Consider the following 19,555-nt stretch of genomic DNA (forward strand, 5'->3'; position numbering starts at 1 on the left):
CCCGTCAACGCCGTGAGATCAAAACCCAACTTAAGCACGTGCTTCCGGATTTTGAAAGACATGCCCATGTACATTTCGACCTCCTATTTTTCGGAGCACATACACATATGCGCACTTCCAACGCACCCCAGGTAGCCATCAACGACATCGGTGGTCCTGAGGAATTTCTCGCCGCAGTAGACGAGACCATCAAGTATTTCAACGATGGCGATATCGTCACCGGCACCGTTGTTAAGGTTGACCACGATGAGGTCCTCCTCGACATCGGCTATAAGACTGAGGGCATCATCCTCACCCGCGAGCTGTCCATCAAGCACGACGTTGACCCGGAAGACGTGGTCGAGGTCGGCGATGAGATCGACGCACTTGTTCTGACCAAGGAGGACAAGGAAGGCCGTCTGATGCTGTCCAAGAAGCGCGCTCAGTACGAGCGTGCTTGGGGCACCATCGAGGAGCTGCAGGCCAACGACCAGCCGGTTACCGGTACGGTCATCGAGGTTGTTAAGGGCGGCCTCATCCTGGACATCGGCCTGCGCGGCTTCCTGCCGGCATCGCTGGTGGAGATGCGCCGCGTGCGCGACCTGGATCCGTACATCGGCCAGGAGCTCGAGGCAAAGATCATCGAACTGGACAAGCACCGCAACAACGTGGTTCTGTCCCGCCGCGCTTACTTGGAGGAGACCCAGTCTGCGGTCCGCTCCGACTTCCTGCACCAGCTGCAGAAGGGCCAGGTGCGCAAGGGTGTCGTTTCCTCCATCGTCAACTTCGGCGCATTCGTCGATCTTGGCGGTGTTGACGGCCTGGTTCACGTATCCGAGCTGTCCTGGAAGCACATCGATCACCCGTCTGAGGTTGTCACCGTGGGCGACGAGGTCACCGTTGAGGTGCTCGACGTTGATCTGGACCGCGAGCGCGTGTCCCTGTCCCTGAAGGCAACCCAGGAAGATCCGTGGCGCGTGTTCGCCCGCACCCACGCTGTGGGCCAGATCGTCCCGGGCAAGGTCACCAAGCTCGTTCCGTTCGGCGCGTTCGTTCGCGTCGAGGAGGGCATCGAGGGCCTGGTGCACATCTCCGAGCTGGCTCAGCGCCACGTGGAGGTGCCGGACCAGGTTGTCACCGTTGGCCAGGAAGTTATGGTCAAGGTCATCGATATCGACCTCGAGCGTCGTCGTATCTCCCTGTCCCTCAAGCAGGCTGACGAGGATTATGCAGAAGAGTTCGATCCGTCGCGCTACGGCATGGCCGACTCTTACGACGAGCAGGGCAACTACATCTTCCCGGAGGGCTTCGACCCGGAGACCAACGAGTGGATGGAAGGCTTCGAGGAAGCTCGCCAGGAGTGGGAGGCACGCTACGCAGAAGCAGAGCGTCGCTTCCAGGCTCACACCGCTCAGATCGAGCGTCACCGCGCTGCAGCTGCAGAAGCAGCAGAGCAGGGTGGCTCCGACTACTCCTCTGAGTCCAACTACTCCTCCGACTCTGGTGCTGACGCTCCGGCAGCATCCGAGTCTGAGGGTGGTTCCCTGGCTTCCGACGAGCAGCTCGCTGCTCTGCGCGAGAAGCTCGCTGGCAACTAAGAGCTAAAACAACTACGGCCCGCCTGCCCCAATCGGGGTGCGGGCCGTTTTGTTATGTTCAGATGCTATGAAACGCATTGGACTCACCGGCGGCATCGGCAGCGGCAAATCCACAGTCGCACTTTTGTTGCAGGAAGCAGGGCTTCCGCTTGTCGACGCTGACGGCATCGCCCGCACCATCATGGAACCAGGATCACCCGTACTCGCCTCGGTGGCGCAGGAGTTCGGCGCGGATCTCATTGGACCAGATGGTGCACTCAACCGTGCGGAACTGGCCCGCCGGGCGTTTGCCACGGAGGAAGCTACGCAGCGCTTGAACGCGATTACGCACCCAGCGATCCGTGCGGAATCTGAGCGTCAATTCGCCGAACACGAAGCGGCAGGCGCCCAGGCTGCGGTCTATGACATGCCGCTGCTTGTAGACCTCGGCTTGGATAAAGACATGGACCTTACCGTGGTGGTCAACGTGGATGTAGATGAGCGTGTGCGCCGCTTGGTCAACTCTCGGGGGCTTAATGAGGCGGATGCGCGTGCTCGCATCGCCCGCCAGATTGACGACGCCACACGGCTTGCTGCCGCCGACGTTGTCATTGACAATAACGGCCCGGTAGACGCGCTGGCCCCGCAGATAGAGAAGCTGCTTGCGCGGATTCGTTCCTAACTAGCAGGTTGCGTGACCTAAGAGTGCGTGACCTAAGAGTTCTGACGTTAGCCTCACGACGTTCACCAAGGGGATAGGGGTTGTTAACCTTTGCGCCTTAGTGTGACAGGGCATGGGCACCTGGGATACGGGGCCGTTTGATAACGACTCTGCAGCGGAAGCCGTGGCAGCACTCGCCAACGGCACTTTTCGCATGGACAAGTTCCGGTTCAATTGCGCCCAACACCCGTTGAATGCTGAAGAAGCCGAGTTGATTATTGCCCTTGCGGCGATTATCAACGGTCACGTACCTGACGGATGCCCGGAGACAGTGTTGGATTTTCCTTTTAGTGCGGATGATCGGCGCTGGATCCGCAGAAATGCAGCGGAAGCGCTCAAGCCCAGTGGCTCGGAGTTGTACGCACTGTGGCAGGAGACTGGAGAGCTGGACGAGTGGCTGGCTGCCGCCCGGAGGTTTGCGTCGTAGACTGGCCTGCATGGCTTTTGCTGCTGAACATCCGGTCCTTGCGCAGTCTGAGTTTCGCCCGGTGGGTGAGATTGAGCGTCGTGAAAAACCGTTCGAGGTCATCTCTGAGTTTGAACCCTCCGGTGACCAGCCTTCGGCAATCAAGGAGTTGGACGAACGCCTGCGTCGCGGCGAGGAAGATGTGGTGCTCATGGGTGCCACGGGTACCGGTAAGTCCGCGACAGCCGCGTGGTTGATTGAGAAGCAGCAGCGGCCAACGTTGGTGATGGCACCGAACAAGACGTTGGCCGCGCAGCTGGCCAATGAGCTTCGCCAACTGCTGCCGAATAACGCTGTAGAGTACTTCGTTTCGTATTACGACTATTACCAGCCAGAGGCCTACATCGCGCAGACCGATACCTACATTGAGAAAGACTCTTCGATTAATGATGATGTGGAGCGTCTGCGTCACTCGGCGACCTCGGCGCTGCTGAGTCGTCGTGATGTTGTGGTGGTTGCCTCTGTCTCCTGCATCTACGGTCTCGGTACGCCGCAGTCCTACCTGGATCGTTCGATTGTGCTGCAAGTGGGGGAGGAGGTGGAGCGGGACCGCTTCCTGCGCCTGCTGGTAGACGTGCAGTATGAGCGAAATGACGTGGACTTTAAGCGTGGCACTTTCCGTGTGAAGGGCGACACAGTAGACATTATTCCCGCCTATGAAGAGGTCGCCGTGCGCGTGGAGTTTTTCGGCGATGAGGTTGACACGCTCTACTACATCCACCCACTCACAGGTGATGTGATCAGCCAGGAAGAAGAGGTGCGCATCTTCCCGGCCACGCACTACGTGGCAACGGACGAGCGCATGGAGAAAGCCATCGAGGCGATCAAGGAGGAGCTGGCCGACCGGCTTGAAGACCTGGAGAACAAGGGAAAGTTGCTCGAAGCTCAGCGGCTTCGCATGCGTACGGAGTATGACTTGGAGATGATCCAGCAGGTGGGGTTCTGCTCCGGCATTGAGAACTATTCACGCCACATGGATGGCCGGCCGGCGGGCTCTGCGCCGGCGACGCTGATTGATTACTTCCCGGAAGACTTCCTGACCATCATTGATGAGTCGCACGTGACCGTGCCCCAGATCGGCGGCATGTTCGAGGGAGACATGTCGCGCAAGCGCAACTTGGTGGAGTTCGGGTTCCGCTTGCCGTCGGCAGTGGATAACCGCCCCCTGACGTTCGACGAGTTCGAAGCCCGCGTGGGGCAGACCGTCTACATGTCCGCAACGCCTGGAGATTATGAGCTTGAGGCTTCCGGCGGCGAGTTTGTTGAGCAGGTCATTCGCCCAACCGGCCTGGTGGATCCGAAGGTGAGCGTGCGTCCCACCAAGGGCCAGATCGATGATCTGATCCATGAGATCCGCCTGCGCGTGGAGAAAAATGAGCGCGTGTTGGTGACCACGCTGACGAAGCGTATGGCCGAGGATCTGACGGACTATTTCTTGGACAACGGCATCAAGGTGCGCTACCTCCACTCGGACATTGACACCTTGCAGCGCGTGGAGCTGCTGCGCCAGCTGCGTCTGGGGGAGTTCGACGTGCTCGTGGGTATCAACCTCCTGCGCGAGGGCCTTGACCTGCCGGAAGTGTCACTTGTGGCAATTCTCGATGCGGACAAGGAGGGCTTCCTGCGCTCCACCAAGTCGCTGATCCAGACCATCGGCCGTGCCGCGCGTAACGTCTCTGGCGAGGTCATAATGTACGCCGACAACATCACCGACTCCATGCAGGCGGCGATTGAGGAGACGGAGCGTCGCCGCGAAAAGCAGATCGCCTACAACAAGGAACATGGCATTGACCCGCAGCCGCTGCGCAAGGCGATTGCAGACATCCTCGACCAGGTCTACGAGAACACTGACACGGAAGCTCGCGGTGGGGAAGCCGCCATTGTGGACCGGCCCGATGTGTCGACTATGGCTTCTGATGAGCTTCAGAAGCTTATCGACGATCTGACGAACCAGATGGGAGAAGCCGCCCGCGAGCTGAAGTTCGAACTTGCAGGACGTCTGCGCGATGAGATCGCGGATCTGCGAAAGGAACTGCGTGGTATGAAAGAGTCAGGAAATTAACGTTTCAGGAAGGCCCACAATGTTTTCGTACTCTTCAATTGCTGTCGGCACCGATGGATCCACCTCGTCCATGGCGGCAGTGCGCGCCGCGGCAAGCCTCGCGCGGGTGTATGACGCGAGTCTGACTATTATTTGTGCGCACTACTCGGCGTCGGGATCAGTGCTTGACTCCACGAACCGTGAGTTAACTGGTGCGGACATTGTGACAGAAACCGGCGCCCAAGAGATTTTGCAGCGCGCGCGTGAGATTGCTGAGGCAGAGCAGGCTAAGGACATCCGCACGGTTTCCCGTGGCGGCCAGCCGGCAGCAGTTTTGATCGAATCCGTCAGGGAATTTGATGTCGAACTCCTGGTTGTTGGTAACAAGGGGATGCGTTCGCTTGCAGGGAGGGTGTTTGGAAACGTTCCTGGTAGCGTCGTTAAGAAAGCTCCTGTGGACGTGATGCTGGTGGATACTCAGCCTGAGCTACGCAGCTAGGGACAAACGCGTTACACTTATGCGCATGGCCAACTACTACAACACCATTGTCGTCGGTTCGGACGGCTCGAAGTCCTCCCTCCTTGCTGTTGAGCGTGCAGCCAAGATGGCGGTGGCGTTTGATGCAACGCTGGTTATTGGTACCGCGTACTACCAGTCCGAGGCTGACGCCTCGAAGGCACTGCGTCAGGATTCCGTCACCATTCTTGGGGACGATCAGGCGCTGAAAAACCTCGAAGCTGCAGCTGAGCACGCACGCTCGGTCGGTGCGAAGGATGTGCAGACCGCAACGCGCCCAGGCACTCCGGTTGAGGCGCTGATGGCGATTGTGAACGACAACAAGGCAGAGCTGCTAGTTGTGGGCAACCGCGGCATCAACTCGCTGACCGGTCGCCTGCTCGGATCGGTTCCGGCGGACGTTGCACGTCAGTCCGACTGCGACGTGATGATCGTCCACACCGTCACCGAGTAGTTTTCAATCCCCGATAACCGTCAGGGTCTGCGTCGCCCTGGTAACTGCAACGTAGAGGTCTTGCCACCCTTGTGGCGAGGCCTCAACTATTTTCTGCGGCTCCGCCACAATCACGTGGTCAAACTCCAGGCCTTTCATGAAAGCGACGTTGCCGCTGTCGATCACGGCCACGGAACGGCCCTCATCATCAGCAAAGCCTGCGGCAACTGTTTCTGGGTTGGTGCCGGCAGGCATGAAGCGCACCGGCTCGCCCTGGCGGATGCTGGTCTGCTCACGTGGCGTGCCGCCTCCTTGCTCAAGCACAGCGTCTGCGTAAGCGATGATTTCCGCGGGGGTGCGGTAATTCACCGTCAGCTCATGCAGCCTGAAACGGGTGTTTACAAACGGTGCAAGAGCGCTCGCCCAATCATCAACGCCCGCCGGCGCGGACGTTTGTGCCGTGTCGCCAACCAGCGTCATCCAGCGACTTGGACAGCGGCGAAACACCATGCGCCATTCCATGGGGGAGAGCTCCTGGGCTTCGTCCACAATCACATGTCCGTACGCCCAGGCCTGGTCCGCCGCAGCACGCTCCGCGGTGGAACGCGTATCCGTGGCGCGCTGGCGGCTGGCTAGCGTTTCGGCGTCAATGACGTCGGTGGCAGACAGGATTTCGGCTTCGAACTGGTCATCGTCATTATCCGTCGACTCGGAGGAGGCAAGCACGTCCAACGCGTCTTCCGCTTCGGCCACCTGCCTGCGCCACGCTTCCTCCTCAGCGCGGCGCTCTTCTTCCGGGTCGACAGTGCCAACGACTACGGACAACTCATCTATCAACGCCCTATCGGAGGGCGTAAACGGGCTGCTAGCTGGACGGTAAAGCGCCTCACGCGTGTAGTCGTCATAATCAAACGCCACCTTGGCAATGCGCTCATGGCTGGTGAGCAGCTCGCCCAATACCTGGGTCGGGCTCAGAAGAGGGAAAGTGTCCTGGATCAACGCAAGCACCTGCGGGTGCTCCGCCAGATCATCATGTAGCTGGTCCACATCGGCAGCGGAAAGCAGGTTCGCGCCGCCCAGCGGGTCCTCACCAATCCGCTTGGCTAATGCCTGCGCTAACCGCTGCGTGAGATCCTCCTGGTAGACGGCACGGGCCGCGTTGTGGGGTTTGCGGCTGCGCCGCGCACGGGTGCGCGCGGCCTTGATCATGGCAGGGGTGGCGTGGATACGCACGCCGTCGATATTCAGCTCCACCGGTTCAGCGGGCACGATTTGGTAGGCCTGCACCGCCCGGCGCAGGATGCTCACCATTTCCTCGGAACCCTTCACCTCACGGGCGCTATAAGATTCCGTCGCAGTACCCGGCGCGAACCCCGGGACCAAGTTTTCCAGGGTGCTTAAGACCACGCCCGTTTCCCCCAACTCCGGAAGCACGCGGGAGATGTAGTCCAAAAACGTGCCGTTCGGGCCAATGATGAGCACACCTGTGCGGCTGAGTTGCTCGCGCCAGGTATAAAGCAAAAATGCCACGCGGTGCAGCGCAACGGCGGTTTTGCCGGTACCTGGACCACCTTGGACAACCATCACACCGCGCGTTGGGTCGCGGATAATGTCGTCTTGCTCGCGCTGGATGGTCTCCACGATGGACTGCATATGTCCGGTACGTGCGGCGTCCATCGCGCGACGCAACGCGGCCTCGGACCCGACGTTGGCCGCCTGGGTCTCAAGCGCAACGTCCTCACCAGACAGCACCTCATCATCAACAGCCGTGACTGTGCGCCCGCGCATGCGGATATTGCGGCGCATTCGCACACCCTCAGGGTGCGCAGTAGTTGCAAGGTAGAACGGACGCGCCTGCGGGGCGCGCCAATCCAGCAGCAGCGTGCGGTAGTTATCCTCACGGTCTACCAGGCCAAGACGCCCGACGTACCTACGATCAACGCCATCTACGCCCGGTACCGGATTATCCGGGTCCGCATCCTCAACATCTACGCGGCCAAACACCAAGCCAACCTCGGCTACGCCTAGCTGGTCCAGCTTGGCGTTTAACGCGTGGTACTCGGTTTCCCGTCGCACCAGCGCATCTGAGTCCGGGTTGTCCGGGTCAACGTCCGTCTGCACCGCGGCGAGCTTTGCGCGCGCGGCATCTACCTCCGCACCCAGATGGGAAAAGAGGACGTCGGCGTGGTGTTGTTCCTCAACAATCTTCTCTGGGCTCATACACAGCAAAACGGCTCTGGTGCCCGAAATATTCCGGACCCAGAGCCGTTCGTTGTGTCAGCCAGGGGCAGCAGGGGCTAGCCCAGCTTCTTCTGAGCCTTCTTCACAACCTTCTTCGCCTGCTTCTCAGCCTTGTTGGCACGCTTCTTCCACTTGCGCTTCTGGCGCCAGGACGGAGCAACATCCAGGTTGTCCCATGCGTCCTGCAGGCTGTCTACCGCATCCTGCGCCTTGTCCTGCAGCTTGGCAGCGGACTTCTTTACCTTGCGCTTCGCTTTGAACTTGTCCAGGGCCGACGGGCCCAGATCATCTAGAGAAGCCTGCAGATCGTTCACAACGGAGTTGACCTTGCGCTTTGCCTTGAACTGTTCCAGCTTGCTCGGCTTCAGGTCGTTGTAGCTGTCCTGCAGCTCATCGGTCGCGTCCTCCAACCAGTCGCTGGCGTTGGACAGGATGTGGGAGGTCTGCTTGCGAGCATCACCAAAGAAATCCTGAGCAGCGGCGCCTGCGCGGTTTGCGGCCTTGGCCCAGTCGTCCTTGTTGTCATCGATGTAGCCGCCAACCTGGTCAGTAGCGTCAGAGAACCAGCTGCTTGCCTTGTGCAGCGCCTTCTCAGTCTCGGACTGGGTGGGCAGCGCCTGCTGGACGTTCTTCTTAGCCACGCGAGCAGCGTTTTGTGCACGCCACTTGATGTCCGGCTTGCCAGCGGTGTCCACCGATGCCAGCAGCACGCCGCCGGTCAGTGCCAGATCAGTGAGGGCACCTGCGCGACGACGCAGCTTCTCGTCCTCGTCATCGGTGTTCCAAAATGCGTTGCGGCCCACCAGGGAAGCAGCCGATGTCGCGGTAAGCAGCGCGGCGGCGGTGCGCGGCAGCTTGCCAATGGCAAACAAGGAACCAGCGCCAGCCTTCACTCCGCCAACAATCTGTGCCGCGGTCTCCGGATCCTGCGGAAGGAAGGAGCGGTACTGACGCGGCACTGCGGCGCGCACCTGCTCAAGCACACTTGCGGCGCTTTCTTTGTTGCTGGACGGGTTCATCACGGTCTTAGCTCCGTCGATGATGAACACCGACGCGAGCATAGGGCGCGCGATCTTGCGGATCATCTTCTCATCATTCCTTTTCATTCAAATTTGGATCAAAAATTAGAGGTGTGCTTACCACTGTAGACAGCTACCAGCGGCGCTGCCACCATTCATCTAAGCTGCCGCGCTCAGCGCCGACGGTGGTGGAGGCGCCGTGACCCGGATGGATGATCGCGTCATCCCCAAACTGATCGAAGATTTTTGTTTTGACATCGTTGAACAAGCGGACAAAATCGCCCTCGGAGGCGGTCTTGCCCAAGCCACCCGGGAACACGGAGTCCCCAACGAACAGGTGCATCGCACCGTCAATCTCCACAGCGATTGCTACCCCGCCTGGCGTATGACCACGCAGGATGGCGACGGGGATCCGGTGGTCGGCGAACTCGATGTAGTCACCGTCATCCAACTCTTTATCCACGGGAGCGGGCAGAGCCGGGGCGTCTAGATGCGAGGCCCAATGCGTCGCCCCCGTTTCTGCCAGGATTGCCTCCAAAGCCCGCACGTGATCGTGATGACGGTGCGTGGTCAGCACATCCGTAATACGAACCCCGGCGTCCTGGGCCATAGTGAGGAGGGCCTGGGGGTTATCGGCGGCGTCGATAAGCAAACCCTGCCCCTTGGAAGCCAAAAGGTAGCAATTGTTATCCATGCTGGACACTGAAATCTGATGCAGTTGCATAGTGGCCAGCGTAGCTGCTTGGAATAACTCGTACTTTGGGGAAGTTGGTAGATTCGTGGGGAACAACTCTGAAAGATAAAGGACATACGTGGCTGAAAAGCTAACTGTGCGCGGCGCGCGCCAACACAACCTCAAAGGCATCGACATCGAGCTGCCCAGAGACAAAATGACGGTCTTTACTGGGCTGTCCGGCTCGGGTAAGTCCTCGCTGGCGTTTGACACGATCTTCGCGGAAGGTCAACGGCGCTACGTGGAATCACTGTCCTCATACGCGCGCATGTTCCTCGGTCAGATGGATAAGCCGGATGTGGATTACATCGACGGGCTGAGCCCGGCCGTGTCTATTGACCAGAAGTCCACCAACCGCAACCCGCGCTCGACCGTGGGCACGATCACCGAGATTTATGACTATCTGCGTCTGCTCTACGCACGTGCCGGCACCCCACACTGCCCGGTGTGTGACGCGGTAATTGAGCGGCAGACACCGCAGCAGATCGTGGACCAGATCCTAGATATGGAGGAGCGCACCAAATTCCAAGTGCTCGCTCCCGTGGTGCGCAAACGCAAAGGTGAGTTTCAGGACCTCTTCGCGGACCTCGCTGCGCAGGGTTACTCACGTGTGAATGTGGACGGTGAGACCTACCAGCTCTCCGATCCCCCGAAGCTAGAGAAGCAGATCAAACACACTATCGACGTGGTAGTGGACCGCCTCACCGTCAAAGCCAGTCAGAAGCAGCGCCTGACCGACTCCGTGGAAACGGCCCTGAAGCTGGCAGAGGGCCTAGTGGGCTTCGACTTTGTTGACCTGGATGCGGACGATCCGGAGCGTGTGCAGATCTTTTCGGAGAAGATGGCCTGCCCGAACGGCCACAAGCTGCACGTGGAGGAGTATGAGCCGCGCGCGTTCTCCTTCAACTCACCGTTTGGTGCCTGCCCGGTGTGCGACGGGCTTGGCATGCGCAAGGAAGTTGACATTGACCTGGTGATTCCGGATCCGGATGCGTCGGCGGTGGATGCGTTCCAGATTTGGAACTCCAGCCCAAACAAGGGTTACTTCACCAAGCTGATTGAGGCCTTGGCGAAAGAGGAGGGCTTTGACGCGCACGCTCCGCTGAGCTCGTTGACCAAGACGCAGCAGAAACATCTCGTGCATGGCTCACCAACCAAGGTGAACGTCCGTTACAAGAACCGCTACGGCCGTCAGCGTTCCTACACTGCTGCCTATGAGGGTGTGGTGGGCTACATCGAGCGCAAGATGGAGCAGGCTGAGACGGATACACAAAAGGAACGTCTGCTGGCTTACACCCGCGAGGTGCCGTGCCCAACCTGTGAGGGCGCCCGCTTGAAGCCGGAGATCCTCGCTGTGCGTCTTGCCTCCACCACGCACGGTGAGAAGTCCATTGCGGGCCTGACTGAGCTGTCGATTGAAGACGCCTCGCAGTACCTAGATAACCTCGTCCTCGGATACCGCGAGGAGATGATTGCGGGTGCCGTGCTGCGCGAGATCCAGGCGCGTTTGCACTTTCTTATCGACGTCGGCCTGAACTACCTCACCCTGTCCCGCTCCGCAGGAACGCTCTCCGGTGGTGAGGCGCAGCGCATTCGCCTTGCAACCCAGATCGGCTCTGGCTTGGCGGGTGTGCTCTACGTGCTTGATGAGCCCTCCATCGGACTTCACCAGCGCGACAACCAGCGCCTGATTAAGACACTGAAGAAACTGCGCGATTTGGGCAACACGCTCGTTGTGGTTGAGCACGATGAGGACACGATCCGCGAGGCGGACTGGCTCATTGACATCGGCCCGCGAGCCGGCGAGTACGGCGGCAAGGTGGTCTACCAAGGTGCGCCGGAAGGTATTAAGAAGGCGAAAGACTCGATTACGGGTGACTACCTGAGCGGGCGCAAGAAGATCGAGGTGCCGGATACGCGGCGTGCCGTTGACAAGCAAAGAATGCTCAAGGTCGTCGGTGCGCGCGAGAACAACCTGGACAACGTGACTGTGGATCTTCCGCTGGGCGTGTTGGTGGCGGTAACCGGCGTGTCGGGTTCCGGTAAGTCGACCCTGGTCAACCAGATTTTGGCGAAGACGCTGCAGAACAAGCTCAACGGCGCACGCCAGGTGCCTGGGCGAGTGAAGAAGGTCGAGGGCCTTGAGCACCTAGACAAGCTTGTGCAAGTGGATCAAAGCCCGATTGGCCGCACACCGCGCTCAAACCCGGCAACGTACACGGGCGTGTTTGACAAGATCCGCACCCTGTTCGCGGAAACGCAGGAGTCCAAGGTGCGCGGCTACAAGCCAGGGCGCTTCTCCTTCAACGTCAAGGGTGGGCGCTGCGAGGCATGTCGTGGTGACGGCACTATCAAGATCGAAATGAACTTCCTGCCGGACGTCTACGTGCCTTGCGAGGTCTGCGGCGGCGCACGCTACAACCGCGAAACCCTGGAAGTGCGATACAAAGGCAAGAACATTGCCGAAGTGTTGGACATGCCGATCTCGGAGGCCACCGAGTTTTTCGAGCCGATCACGTCCATTCACCTCTATTTGCAGACGCTTGTAGACGTCGGCTTGGGCTACGTCCGTCTCGGCCAAAGCGCCACCACGCTTTCCGGCGGCGAGGCCCAGCGCGTGAAGCTTGCCGCTGAGCTGCAGAAGCGCTCCAACGGCCGCACGATCTACATTCTCGACGAGCCGACCACCGGCCTCCACTTCGAAGACATCCGCAAACTCATGCTGGTGCTCAACGGACTAGTGGACAAGGGCAACACCGTACTGGTGATCGAGCACAACCTTGACGTAATCAAGTCTGCGGACTGGATTGTGGACATGGGCCCTGAAGGCGGCTCCGGTGGCGGCACCGTGGTTGCACAGGGCACGCCGGAGGACGTAGTCAAGGTAGAGGGGTCATTTACCGGAGAATTCCTCCGGCCGCTGCTGTAGCTGTGCCCGCGGCTGGAACTCGCCGGGCTCTTGCTTGCGCTGCGCACCCTTCGCCGCGACGGCGATAAGCAGGAGGCCACACACGATAAACGTGAGCACGCGCGGAATGCCGTCGAGCGCCGCCATATCGAAGAGGACGAGTTTCGCCGTTGCCACAATCGCAATGATCAGGCCAGCGGTGCGCGCGCTCTTCGAGTCGGTGAAGCTAGCGCGGTTGCTGGCGCGTTTGACCAGTAGCCACGCCGCAAGCGCCATCCAAGAGATGGACACAATCATGTGGCCGATATAGAACGCTCCCTGGTTTCCTTCATAGTTTTGCGTGACTGAGTTGTAGGTGCTTGGAGAGATGAGCTCTCCAATCGTCTGGGTGATGGTCACCACGGCAACCAACTCCAAGAGCAGCGCGTAAGCGGCGAATGCTTTGCGCGCTGTGGCCGAAAGGCTCTGTCGAAGCCCTGGTAGGGAAATGCAAACGACGAGCAGGACCGCCAGTGCGACACCCAACGCCAAACACTGCTGCGCCGGTAGCGGTGGGAACAGTGGGCTGAGTGCTGCAACCAACAAGCCCCACGCCCCAGCAAACACCATGACTGCCCACGCAGCGAGCACTGGGACTGTGTGCACAGGCATCCTGGTGGTAAGCAACACCACGACACTGGCTAGTACAAAAAGGGCGACTAGGGGAGTCCACGTCGTCCAAGGTCCTTGGCTATACAGGTCATGCGAGATGAAAAAGAGCGGCAGGAAGGTGTACGGCAAAACCATGAGCCAGCCGCTAAGCAACCACGAGTTGGCTGGTTGGCCTGACTGCTGCCTGAGACCGGCGAGGATGACTAGACCCGTGACAGCAACGGCAACGAAAACAAGGATCCAGCGGGCGACGTCTTCAAGCATCATGTGCGACAGCAATAACACCAGCGCAGGCGCCACAACGCCCGCGGCAACGGTCATGCGCGCAGTTGTTGGATACGCCCTAACGAACAGCTCGCTCACGACTAGGAGCACGACGCCGACAAGTGGGATGACAACCGCAACGTTGATCATTTTGGGCTCTGCGTATGACTCAGTGATGAAGCGCTCAAGCACTACGACAAGCCACGTCTGCCACGCAAGCACTAAACCAGCCACAGTTCGCACTGTGGTGAGCATGCGTGGCGGCGCCTCCTTGTACATCCACCACGTCAACAGAATCGTCAAAATAGGAGGCACTAAGACCAAGGAATTGGCGAAGGTGTGCCTGGTAACCAACGCGCCTGTGTAGAAAGCAAGGATGATGCACATGGCAACCACCAGGCCCAGGTTGTTACGCCACTTAGCCAGGGCGAGATAGCCCACCCACAAGAGGATGAACCCGATGACAGCAGCATCCGGCAATACCCAGCTTTGAACCATGCCGGCATAGAAAATATCCAGGGCAAGAATCAAAAAGGACGTCACGTAAAGAGCCATTACGCCAGCGTTGAAGCCTTTTCTCACATCGATCCAGATGCCAATAGCGAGCAGGACAACGGCAAGAAGCGCAGCACCCACCGCACGGCCGACTGGACCCAGAAGCCCAGTTTGAATAGCCAACGCGATGCCCAAGCAGGCGCCGACAAAGGTGATAACAGAGCCGATGATCGCCGCCCAGCGCATAATCCGCTGTTCAGTGGAAAGCTGCGGCCGTTCGTGCACGGACGCTGAAACCCGCTGCAGCAAGGGCCGCCTCTGCGGCGGCAGCTCTTGCTGCAGCATTGGCTGCGGCACCGGCATTGGCTGCGGCGATGCTGGTTGCGGCGGTGCTGGCTGTGTTGCGCCAGTGAGGGTCGGGGAGAGGTGATTGAGGTTCGACGTGATGGCGTCGATAAGCATCTGCGAATGTGCGGTGCTCTGGCGAAGCTCATCTAGCTGACGCCGGACGTCAGCAATGATCCGATCTTGGGGGTGCGACATAATAGGGCCTCCTAAAACACTGTCTATATTCTTAGACTGGTTTTGCGCCCAAACGGTTTCCTCGACCCGCAAATTTATCCGATTGTGACCATGCGTGCGTGTGAAGATTTGGTTATGGGGGAAGCAAGTGTTAGTGTCTATGGCACTACCGCCCAAAGCGCCTCCTCCAGGTGCCTGGGCTGCAAGTGGAGTTACTCCCACCCCAAGCCGCCGACAGGCTATGTCGGAAGGATACGGGTCTCGGTAGGGCGCATTGTTCGCAGGCGATTGCCAGCAGGCGATGTGTCCGATGAGGAGAACTCCCGCCGTGCACAAGCACGAGCGGGGATTTTTTGTGGGAACACACCACCTGTAGCAGTGGTAGCGACAACGTTAAACCTTTTAATAAGGAGTGTTCTCATCAGCGCTGAAGCTCGTATTAATGAACGGATCCGGGTCCCCGAGGTTCGTCTCGTCGGCCCGTCCGGCGAGCAGGTAGGCATCGTCCGCACGGATGATGCCCGCAAGTTGGCTTACGAAGCTGACCTCGACCTGGTTGAGGTGGCACCGAACGCCAAGCCGCCCGTGTGCAAGATCATGGATTACGGCAAATTCAAGTACGAGCAGGATCAGAAGGCCCGCGAGGCCCGCAAGAACCAGCAGCAGACCGTGGTCAAGGAACAGAAGTTCCGTCCCAAGATCGATGAGCACGACTACCAGACCAAAAAGGCCAACGTTGAGCGCTTCCTGGAGAAGGGCAACAAGGTCAAGGTGACCATCATGTTCCGCGGCCGTGAACAGTCGCGTCCGGAGCTGGGGTACCGCCTCCTTGAGCGTCTCGCCGACGACATCGGAGAACTTGGCGTGGTGGAGTCCCGCCCCAAGCAGGACGGCCGCAACATGACCATGGTCTTCGGGCCGGCTCGCAAGGGCAAGAAGTAGCACGATCACAATCTGAAGGGCTTTTACCATGAAGCAGAAGACCCACAAGGGCACCGCAAAGCGCATCAAGGTTAATGGCAAAGGCAAGCTGCGCCGTGAGCAGGCTGGTAAGCGCCACCTCAACGAGAAGCTGTCCTCGAAGCGTCGCCGCAAGCTGTCCGGCACCACGGACGTTGCACCGGCTGACGTTAAGCGCATGAAGCGCCTCCTCGGCATGTCCTAAGCACTGCCTGTTTCCATCTACCCCACGAATTAAGACAAGGAAGTATGACTCATGGCACGTGTTAAGCGTTCAGTCAATGCCAAGAAGAAGCGCCGCGCGATTCTGAAGTCCGCGAAGGGCTACCGTGGCCAGCGTTCCCGCCTGTACCGCAAGGCCAAGGAGCAGTGGCTGCACTCCCAGACCTACGCATACCGCGACCGCCGCAAGCGCAAGAGCGAGTTCCGCAAGCTGTGGATCCAGCGCATCAACGCTGCAGCTCGTATGAACGACATCACCTACAACCGTCTCATCCACGGCCTGAAGCTGGCCGAGGTCGAGGTGGACCGCAAGATCCTCGCCGAGCTTGCAGTCAATGACTTCGCTGCATTCTCCGCCCTTTGCGAGGTTGCAAAGAACGCCCTCCCGGAGGACGTTAACGCTCCGGTCGAGGCTGCCTAAGAGCCTTCCGCTTAACGACGCGCCGTCCGCCATTCTCTGGCCGGCGCGTCTTTCGCGTTTTGGGCCCGCACGATCTCGCGCAACCCCCTGACCTGCGTATTCACATCAGCCACACCAGCCTCATTGCAAACATTTTGATTTGTTACGGATGTGACTAAGAAACCGCAGGACGCTGAAAGATTTCGCATTTGTTTTCAGTCGCCCACAGCGCCTACACCCTTTGCGCGACAATCTGCGTGAGCTTGTCCACGAGACCCCAGAGCGTTGCAGCCGAAAATCTCAACACCTGCCATCCCATGACCGCGGACTCTAGGTTGATGGCGGTGTCTTTATGACGGCGTTCGTGTTCCCAGTGATGTGCGCCGTCGTACATGAGGCCAATCTTGAGTTGGGGAAGGGCCAGGTCGAAGCGGGTGATTGGCTTGCCGTGGGCGTCGGTAAGCAGAAGCTGCTCTCGAAGTTCTAGCTGAAAGCTGCGGGCAACCTCGAGTGCGAGAAGTCGCATTTCGGTTTCTTTCGGGGATTCTGCGAGTGGGGATGAGGCCATAAGCACATCCACCAGCCATGGCAGGCTGATGCGCTGCCTGCTCGCGCGTAAGAGATCAACGGGGTCGACGTTGATGAAGTGGCGTGCGGCGTCTACAAGCTGGACAGCTCGAACGAATTCTTCAGATAGTCCAGACACCTTGACGATGGGCCAGCGGACTTCCCCGGAACGGACCTGCGTCAGCGCTTGACACAATGCCACCGCGGGTGGGGCTGCCTGCAAGGTAAGGCCGACGTAGTTGAGCTGCCATATTTCCTTCGGTTCACTGCGGAACAGCGCTGGTGTCAGGCTGCTACCAGAAGTCTTCTTCGCAATTGTGGGACCAGTTAAGAATGTGTCGGCATAGTCGGTGAGGTATCTCATCCCGTAAAGCGCCAGGGCTGCGAACCCTGTTGCACTCAAAGATGGGTTAGCAAGTAGATGGGCAAGTGCCCGGTGCAGACCAGGCACTTGATAGTAAACCTGCCTGGGATGATGCCGTTGAGCCAGGCTCGCTACCGCAGGAGGCACCGCGTCGCTGGTATGGATCAAATAGTGGTCATTCGCATGTAAGTACTCGCTTTCAGATAGTGACTTGGAGGCGTGATAGAGCTTTGGCGGCGGGTTCAGCGTCATGCCGTTAAAAACGTTCATGCATCTTTAGACTGCGCGGACCCGCCTGCGGTTCCCAGATGGACCGCGCTCAGCCCCAACGCAGTATTGTTAACTGCCATGTCCCTCGACTTTGATCAGCCATTTACTGAACGCACTCCGCGGGTGGTCAACGCCGCGAAGTTGAAGCGTGCCGTCGGCCGGAAGAAGGCCAAGAGGTTTTTGGTGGAGGGGGAGAATGCTGTGGAGGCGGCGGTAGCGACGGGTGCTGCCACGGACTTGTTTGTCACCCTGTCGGCAGCCGAGCGTTTCGCTGAGATTGTCACGACGGCTGGTTACTTGGACGTGTATACGCACGCGATCAACGACAAGGCCGCGGACCATCTCGCCGACGCTGTGACCAACACAGGGATTTTCGCGGTGTGTAGGCCGGTGTTGTGGTCGGTGCCGCAAATTCTCAAAGGTAAACCCCGCCTGGTTGCGGTGTGTGTGGAGACCAATGACCCGGGCAATGCGGGCACGATCATTCGGCTGGTGGATGCGCTTGGTGCGGATGCGGTGATTTTTGCTGGTGACACGGTTGACCCGGAGTCGCCGAAGGTGGTGCGTTCCACCGCTGGCTCGCTCTTTCATGTCCCCGTTGCCCGCGATCGCGACATTCGCCGAGTTCTCGGTCAGCTTAGGGCTTCAGGCTTATCGACGCTGGCGACAACCCCCATCGGCGCCCTCAATCTCGCAGAACCCGGCGAGGCTCTGAATACGCCCACCGCGTGGCTGTTTGGCAACGAGGCGCATGGACTGCCGGAAGACGTCCTGGCTGCCGCTGACGACACTGTCACCATTCCCATTGCGGGGTCCGCTGAGTCTTTGAATCTTTCGACGGCGGCGTCCATTTGCTTGTGGGAGTCAGCAAAGGCGTTGCGCGAGAAGTGATCACTATCGCATAGACGTAAGGGTAGGCAAACCTAAGTGTCTGCTGTAGGGTTGGCCTCATGGGAACGAATGGAAGTCAACCGCCACTACCGCAGAGCGACAGATCGACCAACGTTGCGGCAGGCCATTGGGTGCTCGCTCGAGCTGGGAAGCGCGTTTTGCGGCCTGGTGGTTTGAAGCTGACGAATCGTTTGTTGGATGCAGCAGAACTGCAGGACAAAAGGGTGGTGGAATTCGCGCCTGGGTTGGGGCGAACTGCCGCCATCATGCTTGAACGAGACATCGCGTCCTATGTCGGTGTAGACCAAGATGTGGATGCAGTGACACGTGTGCAGTCCGTGGTGGGATCGCGTGGCACAGTGGTCAATGCTAGTGCCGAATCCACCGGGCTTGAAAGCGATTCTGCCCAGGTGGTGGTTGGTGAGGCGATGCTGACAATGCAAGGTGAGAAAGGCAAGCGCGCAATTATTGCTGAGGCGTTCCGTTTGCTGGAGCCAGGTGGTTTGTATGCAATCCATGAGCTGGGACTTACCCCCGACACAATTGATGCGGAACTCGCTGATCAGTTGCGCAAGCGCCTAGCCAAAACGATCCGCGTGAATGCTCGCCCACTTACGCGCCGAGAATGGTGTGGGTTGTTGGAGGAGGCGGGTTTTGACATTGAATGGGTTGGAACTGAGCCGATGGCCCTCCTGTCTATGCGCCGAAATCTTGCAGATGAAGGTTTTGGCGGAGTTTTGCGGATTTTGCGTAACGTAGCGCGGGATAGGGATTTGCGTCACCGTGTACTGGAGATGCGTAGAACCTTTAATGAATATCGAGACAATCTCACCGGCATCGCTATCATCGCTCGAAAACCCGATGTCAGCGTGTAGAAGAAGGGAATTGGATTCATGAGCGGACACGACCACGTGCCAGAAACCATGCTTGGTTACATAGAAAATATGGCGGAGCATGTTGAGTACTCCCCAAACTCGACCACATCGACCACGATCCTGCGTGCGGAGGGGGTCAACGTGGTGCTGTTCTCGTTTGATCAAGGGGAGGAACTTTCAGAACACACCGCTGCGATGCCAGTGATTGTGCAGGCTCTAGAGGGTGAACTGGAAATTACGGCCGATGGTAAAACGGTGATACTGCGTCCTGGCGGTTTGGTGCATTTCACCACGCGCCTACCGCACGCTGTTAAAGCACTGACCCCGGCGAAAATGGTGCTGTATATGTTGAACCGTCCTACGGCGGTGTAAAAAGGGGTAGTTGTCACGCTCATGACCACAAGCAGCACGAGATTCGGCGTGCGCCCAGAGTCCGCAC

18 protein-coding genes are annotated in these 19,555 nt (G+C 59.0%); 13 read left to right on the forward strand and 5 right to left on the reverse strand.

What is annotated here, in order from left to right; genetic code table 11:
• Positions 1 to 107: 107 nt before the first annotated feature.
• From rpsA to HMPREF3101_RS08795, 6 genes are all read left to right on the forward strand, one after another.
• Positions 108 to 1,577 (forward strand): 30S ribosomal protein S1, encoded by a 1,470-nt coding sequence (rpsA, locus tag HMPREF3101_RS08770; protein WP_070464480.1) that lies wholly within the window; start codon positions 108 to 110, stop codon positions 1,575 to 1,577.
• A gap of 67 nt (positions 1,578 to 1,644) precedes the next feature.
• The gene (coaE, locus tag HMPREF3101_RS08775) at positions 1,645 to 2,238 is read left to right on the forward strand and encodes a dephospho-CoA kinase (RefSeq protein WP_070464482.1); all 594 of its coding nucleotides are present in this window, start codon (positions 1,645 to 1,647) and stop codon (positions 2,236 to 2,238) included.
• A gap of 112 nt (positions 2,239 to 2,350) precedes the next feature.
• A complete protein-coding gene (locus HMPREF3101_RS08780; RefSeq protein ID WP_070464484.1) occupies positions 2,351 to 2,704 on the forward strand; it encodes a DUF4259 domain-containing protein in 354 nt (117 codons plus the stop codon).
• A gap of 10 nt (positions 2,705 to 2,714) precedes the next feature.
• Entirely contained in the window at positions 2,715 to 4,805 is a 2,091-nt protein-coding gene (gene uvrB / locus HMPREF3101_RS08785; protein WP_070464486.1) for an excinuclease ABC subunit UvrB, read from the forward strand.
• 19 nt (positions 4,806 to 4,824) lie between these two features.
• Positions 4,825 to 5,283, forward strand: coding sequence for a universal stress protein (locus HMPREF3101_RS08790; protein ID WP_070464488.1), 459 nt, complete (start codon positions 4,825 to 4,827; stop codon positions 5,281 to 5,283).
• 25 nt (positions 5,284 to 5,308) lie between these two features.
• Positions 5,309 to 5,755, forward strand: a complete 447-nt coding sequence (locus HMPREF3101_RS08795; protein WP_052206366.1) for a universal stress protein — start codon at positions 5,309 to 5,311, stop codon at positions 5,753 to 5,755.
• A 3-nt stretch (positions 5,756 to 5,758) separates the two neighbouring features.
• Here HMPREF3101_RS08795 and HMPREF3101_RS08800 read toward each other — a convergent pair whose 3' ends face one another.
• The 3 genes from HMPREF3101_RS08800 to HMPREF3101_RS08810 form a co-directional block, all read right to left on the reverse strand.
• Entirely contained in the window at positions 5,759 to 7,954 is a 2,196-nt protein-coding gene (locus HMPREF3101_RS08800) for a HelD family protein (RefSeq protein WP_070464490.1), read from the reverse strand.
• Between the two features lie 77 nt (positions 7,955 to 8,031).
• Entirely contained in the window at positions 8,032 to 9,060 is a 1,029-nt protein-coding gene (locus HMPREF3101_RS08805; protein ID WP_070464491.1) for a DoxX family membrane protein, read from the reverse strand.
• Positions 9,061 to 9,127: 67 nt separating this feature from the next.
• Entirely contained in the window at positions 9,128 to 9,718 is a 591-nt protein-coding gene (locus HMPREF3101_RS08810; protein ID WP_070464493.1) for an MBL fold metallo-hydrolase, read from the reverse strand.
• Between the two features lie 88 nt (positions 9,719 to 9,806).
• On the opposite strand from HMPREF3101_RS08810, the gene uvrA reads away from it, so the two are divergent.
• The gene (gene uvrA / locus HMPREF3101_RS08815; protein ID WP_070464495.1) at positions 9,807 to 12,656 is read left to right on the forward strand and encodes an excinuclease ABC subunit UvrA; all 2,850 of its coding nucleotides are present in this window, start codon (positions 9,807 to 9,809) and stop codon (positions 12,654 to 12,656) included.
• Here uvrA and HMPREF3101_RS08820 read toward each other — a convergent pair.
• A complete protein-coding gene (locus tag HMPREF3101_RS08820; protein WP_070464497.1) occupies positions 12,621 to 14,588 on the reverse strand; it encodes a DUF2339 domain-containing protein in 1,968 nt (655 codons plus the stop codon). The genes uvrA and HMPREF3101_RS08820 overlap by 36 nt on opposite strands.
• A 357-nt stretch (positions 14,589 to 14,945) precedes the next feature.
• Here HMPREF3101_RS08820 and infC point away from each other — a divergent pair, with 357 nt between their 5' ends.
• From infC to rplT, 3 genes are read left to right on the forward strand one after another with little or no spacing between them, the layout of a single operon-like run.
• On the forward strand, positions 14,946 to 15,509 hold the full coding sequence (infC, locus tag HMPREF3101_RS08825; protein ID WP_083278946.1) for a translation initiation factor IF-3: 564 nt from the start codon (positions 14,946 to 14,948) through the stop codon (positions 15,507 to 15,509).
• 28 nt (positions 15,510 to 15,537) lie between these two features.
• Positions 15,538 to 15,732 carry a 50S ribosomal protein L35 gene (gene rpmI, locus HMPREF3101_RS08830; RefSeq protein WP_052204458.1) on the forward strand — a complete coding sequence of 65 codons (195 nt, stop codon included), beginning with the start codon at positions 15,538 to 15,540 and terminating at the stop codon, positions 15,730 to 15,732.
• Positions 15,733 to 15,783: 51 nt separating this feature from the next.
• Positions 15,784 to 16,170 carry a 50S ribosomal protein L20 gene (gene rplT, locus HMPREF3101_RS08835; RefSeq protein ID WP_052204456.1) on the forward strand — a complete coding sequence of 129 codons (387 nt, stop codon included), beginning with the start codon at positions 15,784 to 15,786 and terminating at the stop codon, positions 16,168 to 16,170.
• A gap of 211 nt (positions 16,171 to 16,381) precedes the next feature.
• On the opposite strand, the gene HMPREF3101_RS08840 is transcribed toward rplT, so the two are convergent.
• Positions 16,382 to 17,350 (reverse strand): hypothetical protein, encoded by a 969-nt coding sequence (locus HMPREF3101_RS08840; protein ID WP_070464499.1) that lies wholly within the window; start codon positions 17,348 to 17,350, stop codon positions 16,382 to 16,384.
• Between the two features lie 78 nt (positions 17,351 to 17,428).
• On the opposite strand from HMPREF3101_RS08840, the gene HMPREF3101_RS08845 reads away from it, so the two are divergent.
• The 3 genes from HMPREF3101_RS08845 to HMPREF3101_RS08855 are packed head-to-tail and all read left to right on the forward strand — an operon-like array spanning position 17,429 to position 19,488.
• Positions 17,429 to 18,241 (forward strand): TrmH family RNA methyltransferase, encoded by an 813-nt coding sequence (locus HMPREF3101_RS08845; RefSeq protein WP_070464501.1) that lies wholly within the window; start codon positions 17,429 to 17,431, stop codon positions 18,239 to 18,241.
• Between the two features lie 59 nt (positions 18,242 to 18,300).
• Positions 18,301 to 19,116, forward strand: a complete 816-nt coding sequence (locus HMPREF3101_RS08850) for a class I SAM-dependent methyltransferase (protein ID WP_070464503.1) — start codon at positions 18,301 to 18,303, stop codon at positions 19,114 to 19,116.
• 18 nt (positions 19,117 to 19,134) lie between these two features.
• A complete protein-coding gene (locus HMPREF3101_RS08855) occupies positions 19,135 to 19,488 on the forward strand; it encodes a cupin domain-containing protein (protein WP_070464505.1) in 354 nt (117 codons plus the stop codon).
• Positions 19,489 to 19,555 lie beyond the last annotated feature (67 nt).

This window comes from Corynebacterium sp. HMSC29G08 (genome assembly GCF_001806875.1).
Taxonomy (GTDB): domain Bacteria; phylum Actinomycetota; class Actinomycetes; order Mycobacteriales; family Mycobacteriaceae; genus Corynebacterium.

Excerpts from the sequence above, each read along its gene's own strand:
- rpsA (WP_070464480.1), top strand. The coding sequence starts at position 108 with ATGCGCACTTCCAACGCACCCCAGGTAGCCATCAACGACATCGGTGGT.
- coaE (WP_070464482.1), top strand. The coding sequence starts at position 1,645 with ATGAAACGCATTGGACTCACCGGCGGCATCGGCAGCGGCAAATCCACA.
- HMPREF3101_RS08780 (WP_070464484.1), top strand. The coding sequence starts at position 2,351 with ATGGGCACCTGGGATACGGGGCCGTTTGATAACGACTCTGCAGCGGAA.
- uvrB (WP_070464486.1), top strand. The coding sequence starts at position 2,715 with ATGGCTTTTGCTGCTGAACATCCGGTCCTTGCGCAGTCTGAGTTTCGC.
- HMPREF3101_RS08790 (WP_070464488.1), top strand. The coding sequence starts at position 4,825 with ATGTTTTCGTACTCTTCAATTGCTGTCGGCACCGATGGATCCACCTCG.
- HMPREF3101_RS08795 (WP_052206366.1), top strand. The coding sequence starts at position 5,309 with ATGGCCAACTACTACAACACCATTGTCGTCGGTTCGGACGGCTCGAAG.
- HMPREF3101_RS08800 (WP_070464490.1), bottom strand. The coding sequence starts at position 7,954 with ATGAGCCCAGAGAAGATTGTTGAGGAACAACACCACGCCGACGTCCTC.
- HMPREF3101_RS08805 (WP_070464491.1), bottom strand. The coding sequence starts at position 9,060 with ATGATCCGCAAGATCGCGCGCCCTATGCTCGCGTCGGTGTTCATCATC.
- HMPREF3101_RS08810 (WP_070464493.1), bottom strand. The coding sequence starts at position 9,718 with ATGCAACTGCATCAGATTTCAGTGTCCAGCATGGATAACAATTGCTAC.
- HMPREF3101_RS08820 (WP_070464497.1), bottom strand. The coding sequence starts at position 14,588 with ATGTCGCACCCCCAAGATCGGATCATTGCTGACGTCCGGCGTCAGCTA.
- rpmI (WP_052204458.1), top strand. The coding sequence starts at position 15,538 with ATGAAGCAGAAGACCCACAAGGGCACCGCAAAGCGCATCAAGGTTAAT.
- rplT (WP_052204456.1), top strand. The coding sequence starts at position 15,784 with ATGGCACGTGTTAAGCGTTCAGTCAATGCCAAGAAGAAGCGCCGCGCG.
- HMPREF3101_RS08840 (WP_070464499.1), bottom strand. The coding sequence starts at position 17,350 with ATGAACGTTTTTAACGGCATGACGCTGAACCCGCCGCCAAAGCTCTAT.
- HMPREF3101_RS08845 (WP_070464501.1), top strand. The coding sequence starts at position 17,429 with ATGTCCCTCGACTTTGATCAGCCATTTACTGAACGCACTCCGCGGGTG.
- HMPREF3101_RS08850 (WP_070464503.1), top strand. The coding sequence starts at position 18,301 with ATGGGAACGAATGGAAGTCAACCGCCACTACCGCAGAGCGACAGATCG.
- HMPREF3101_RS08855 (WP_070464505.1), top strand. The coding sequence starts at position 19,135 with ATGAGCGGACACGACCACGTGCCAGAAACCATGCTTGGTTACATAGAA.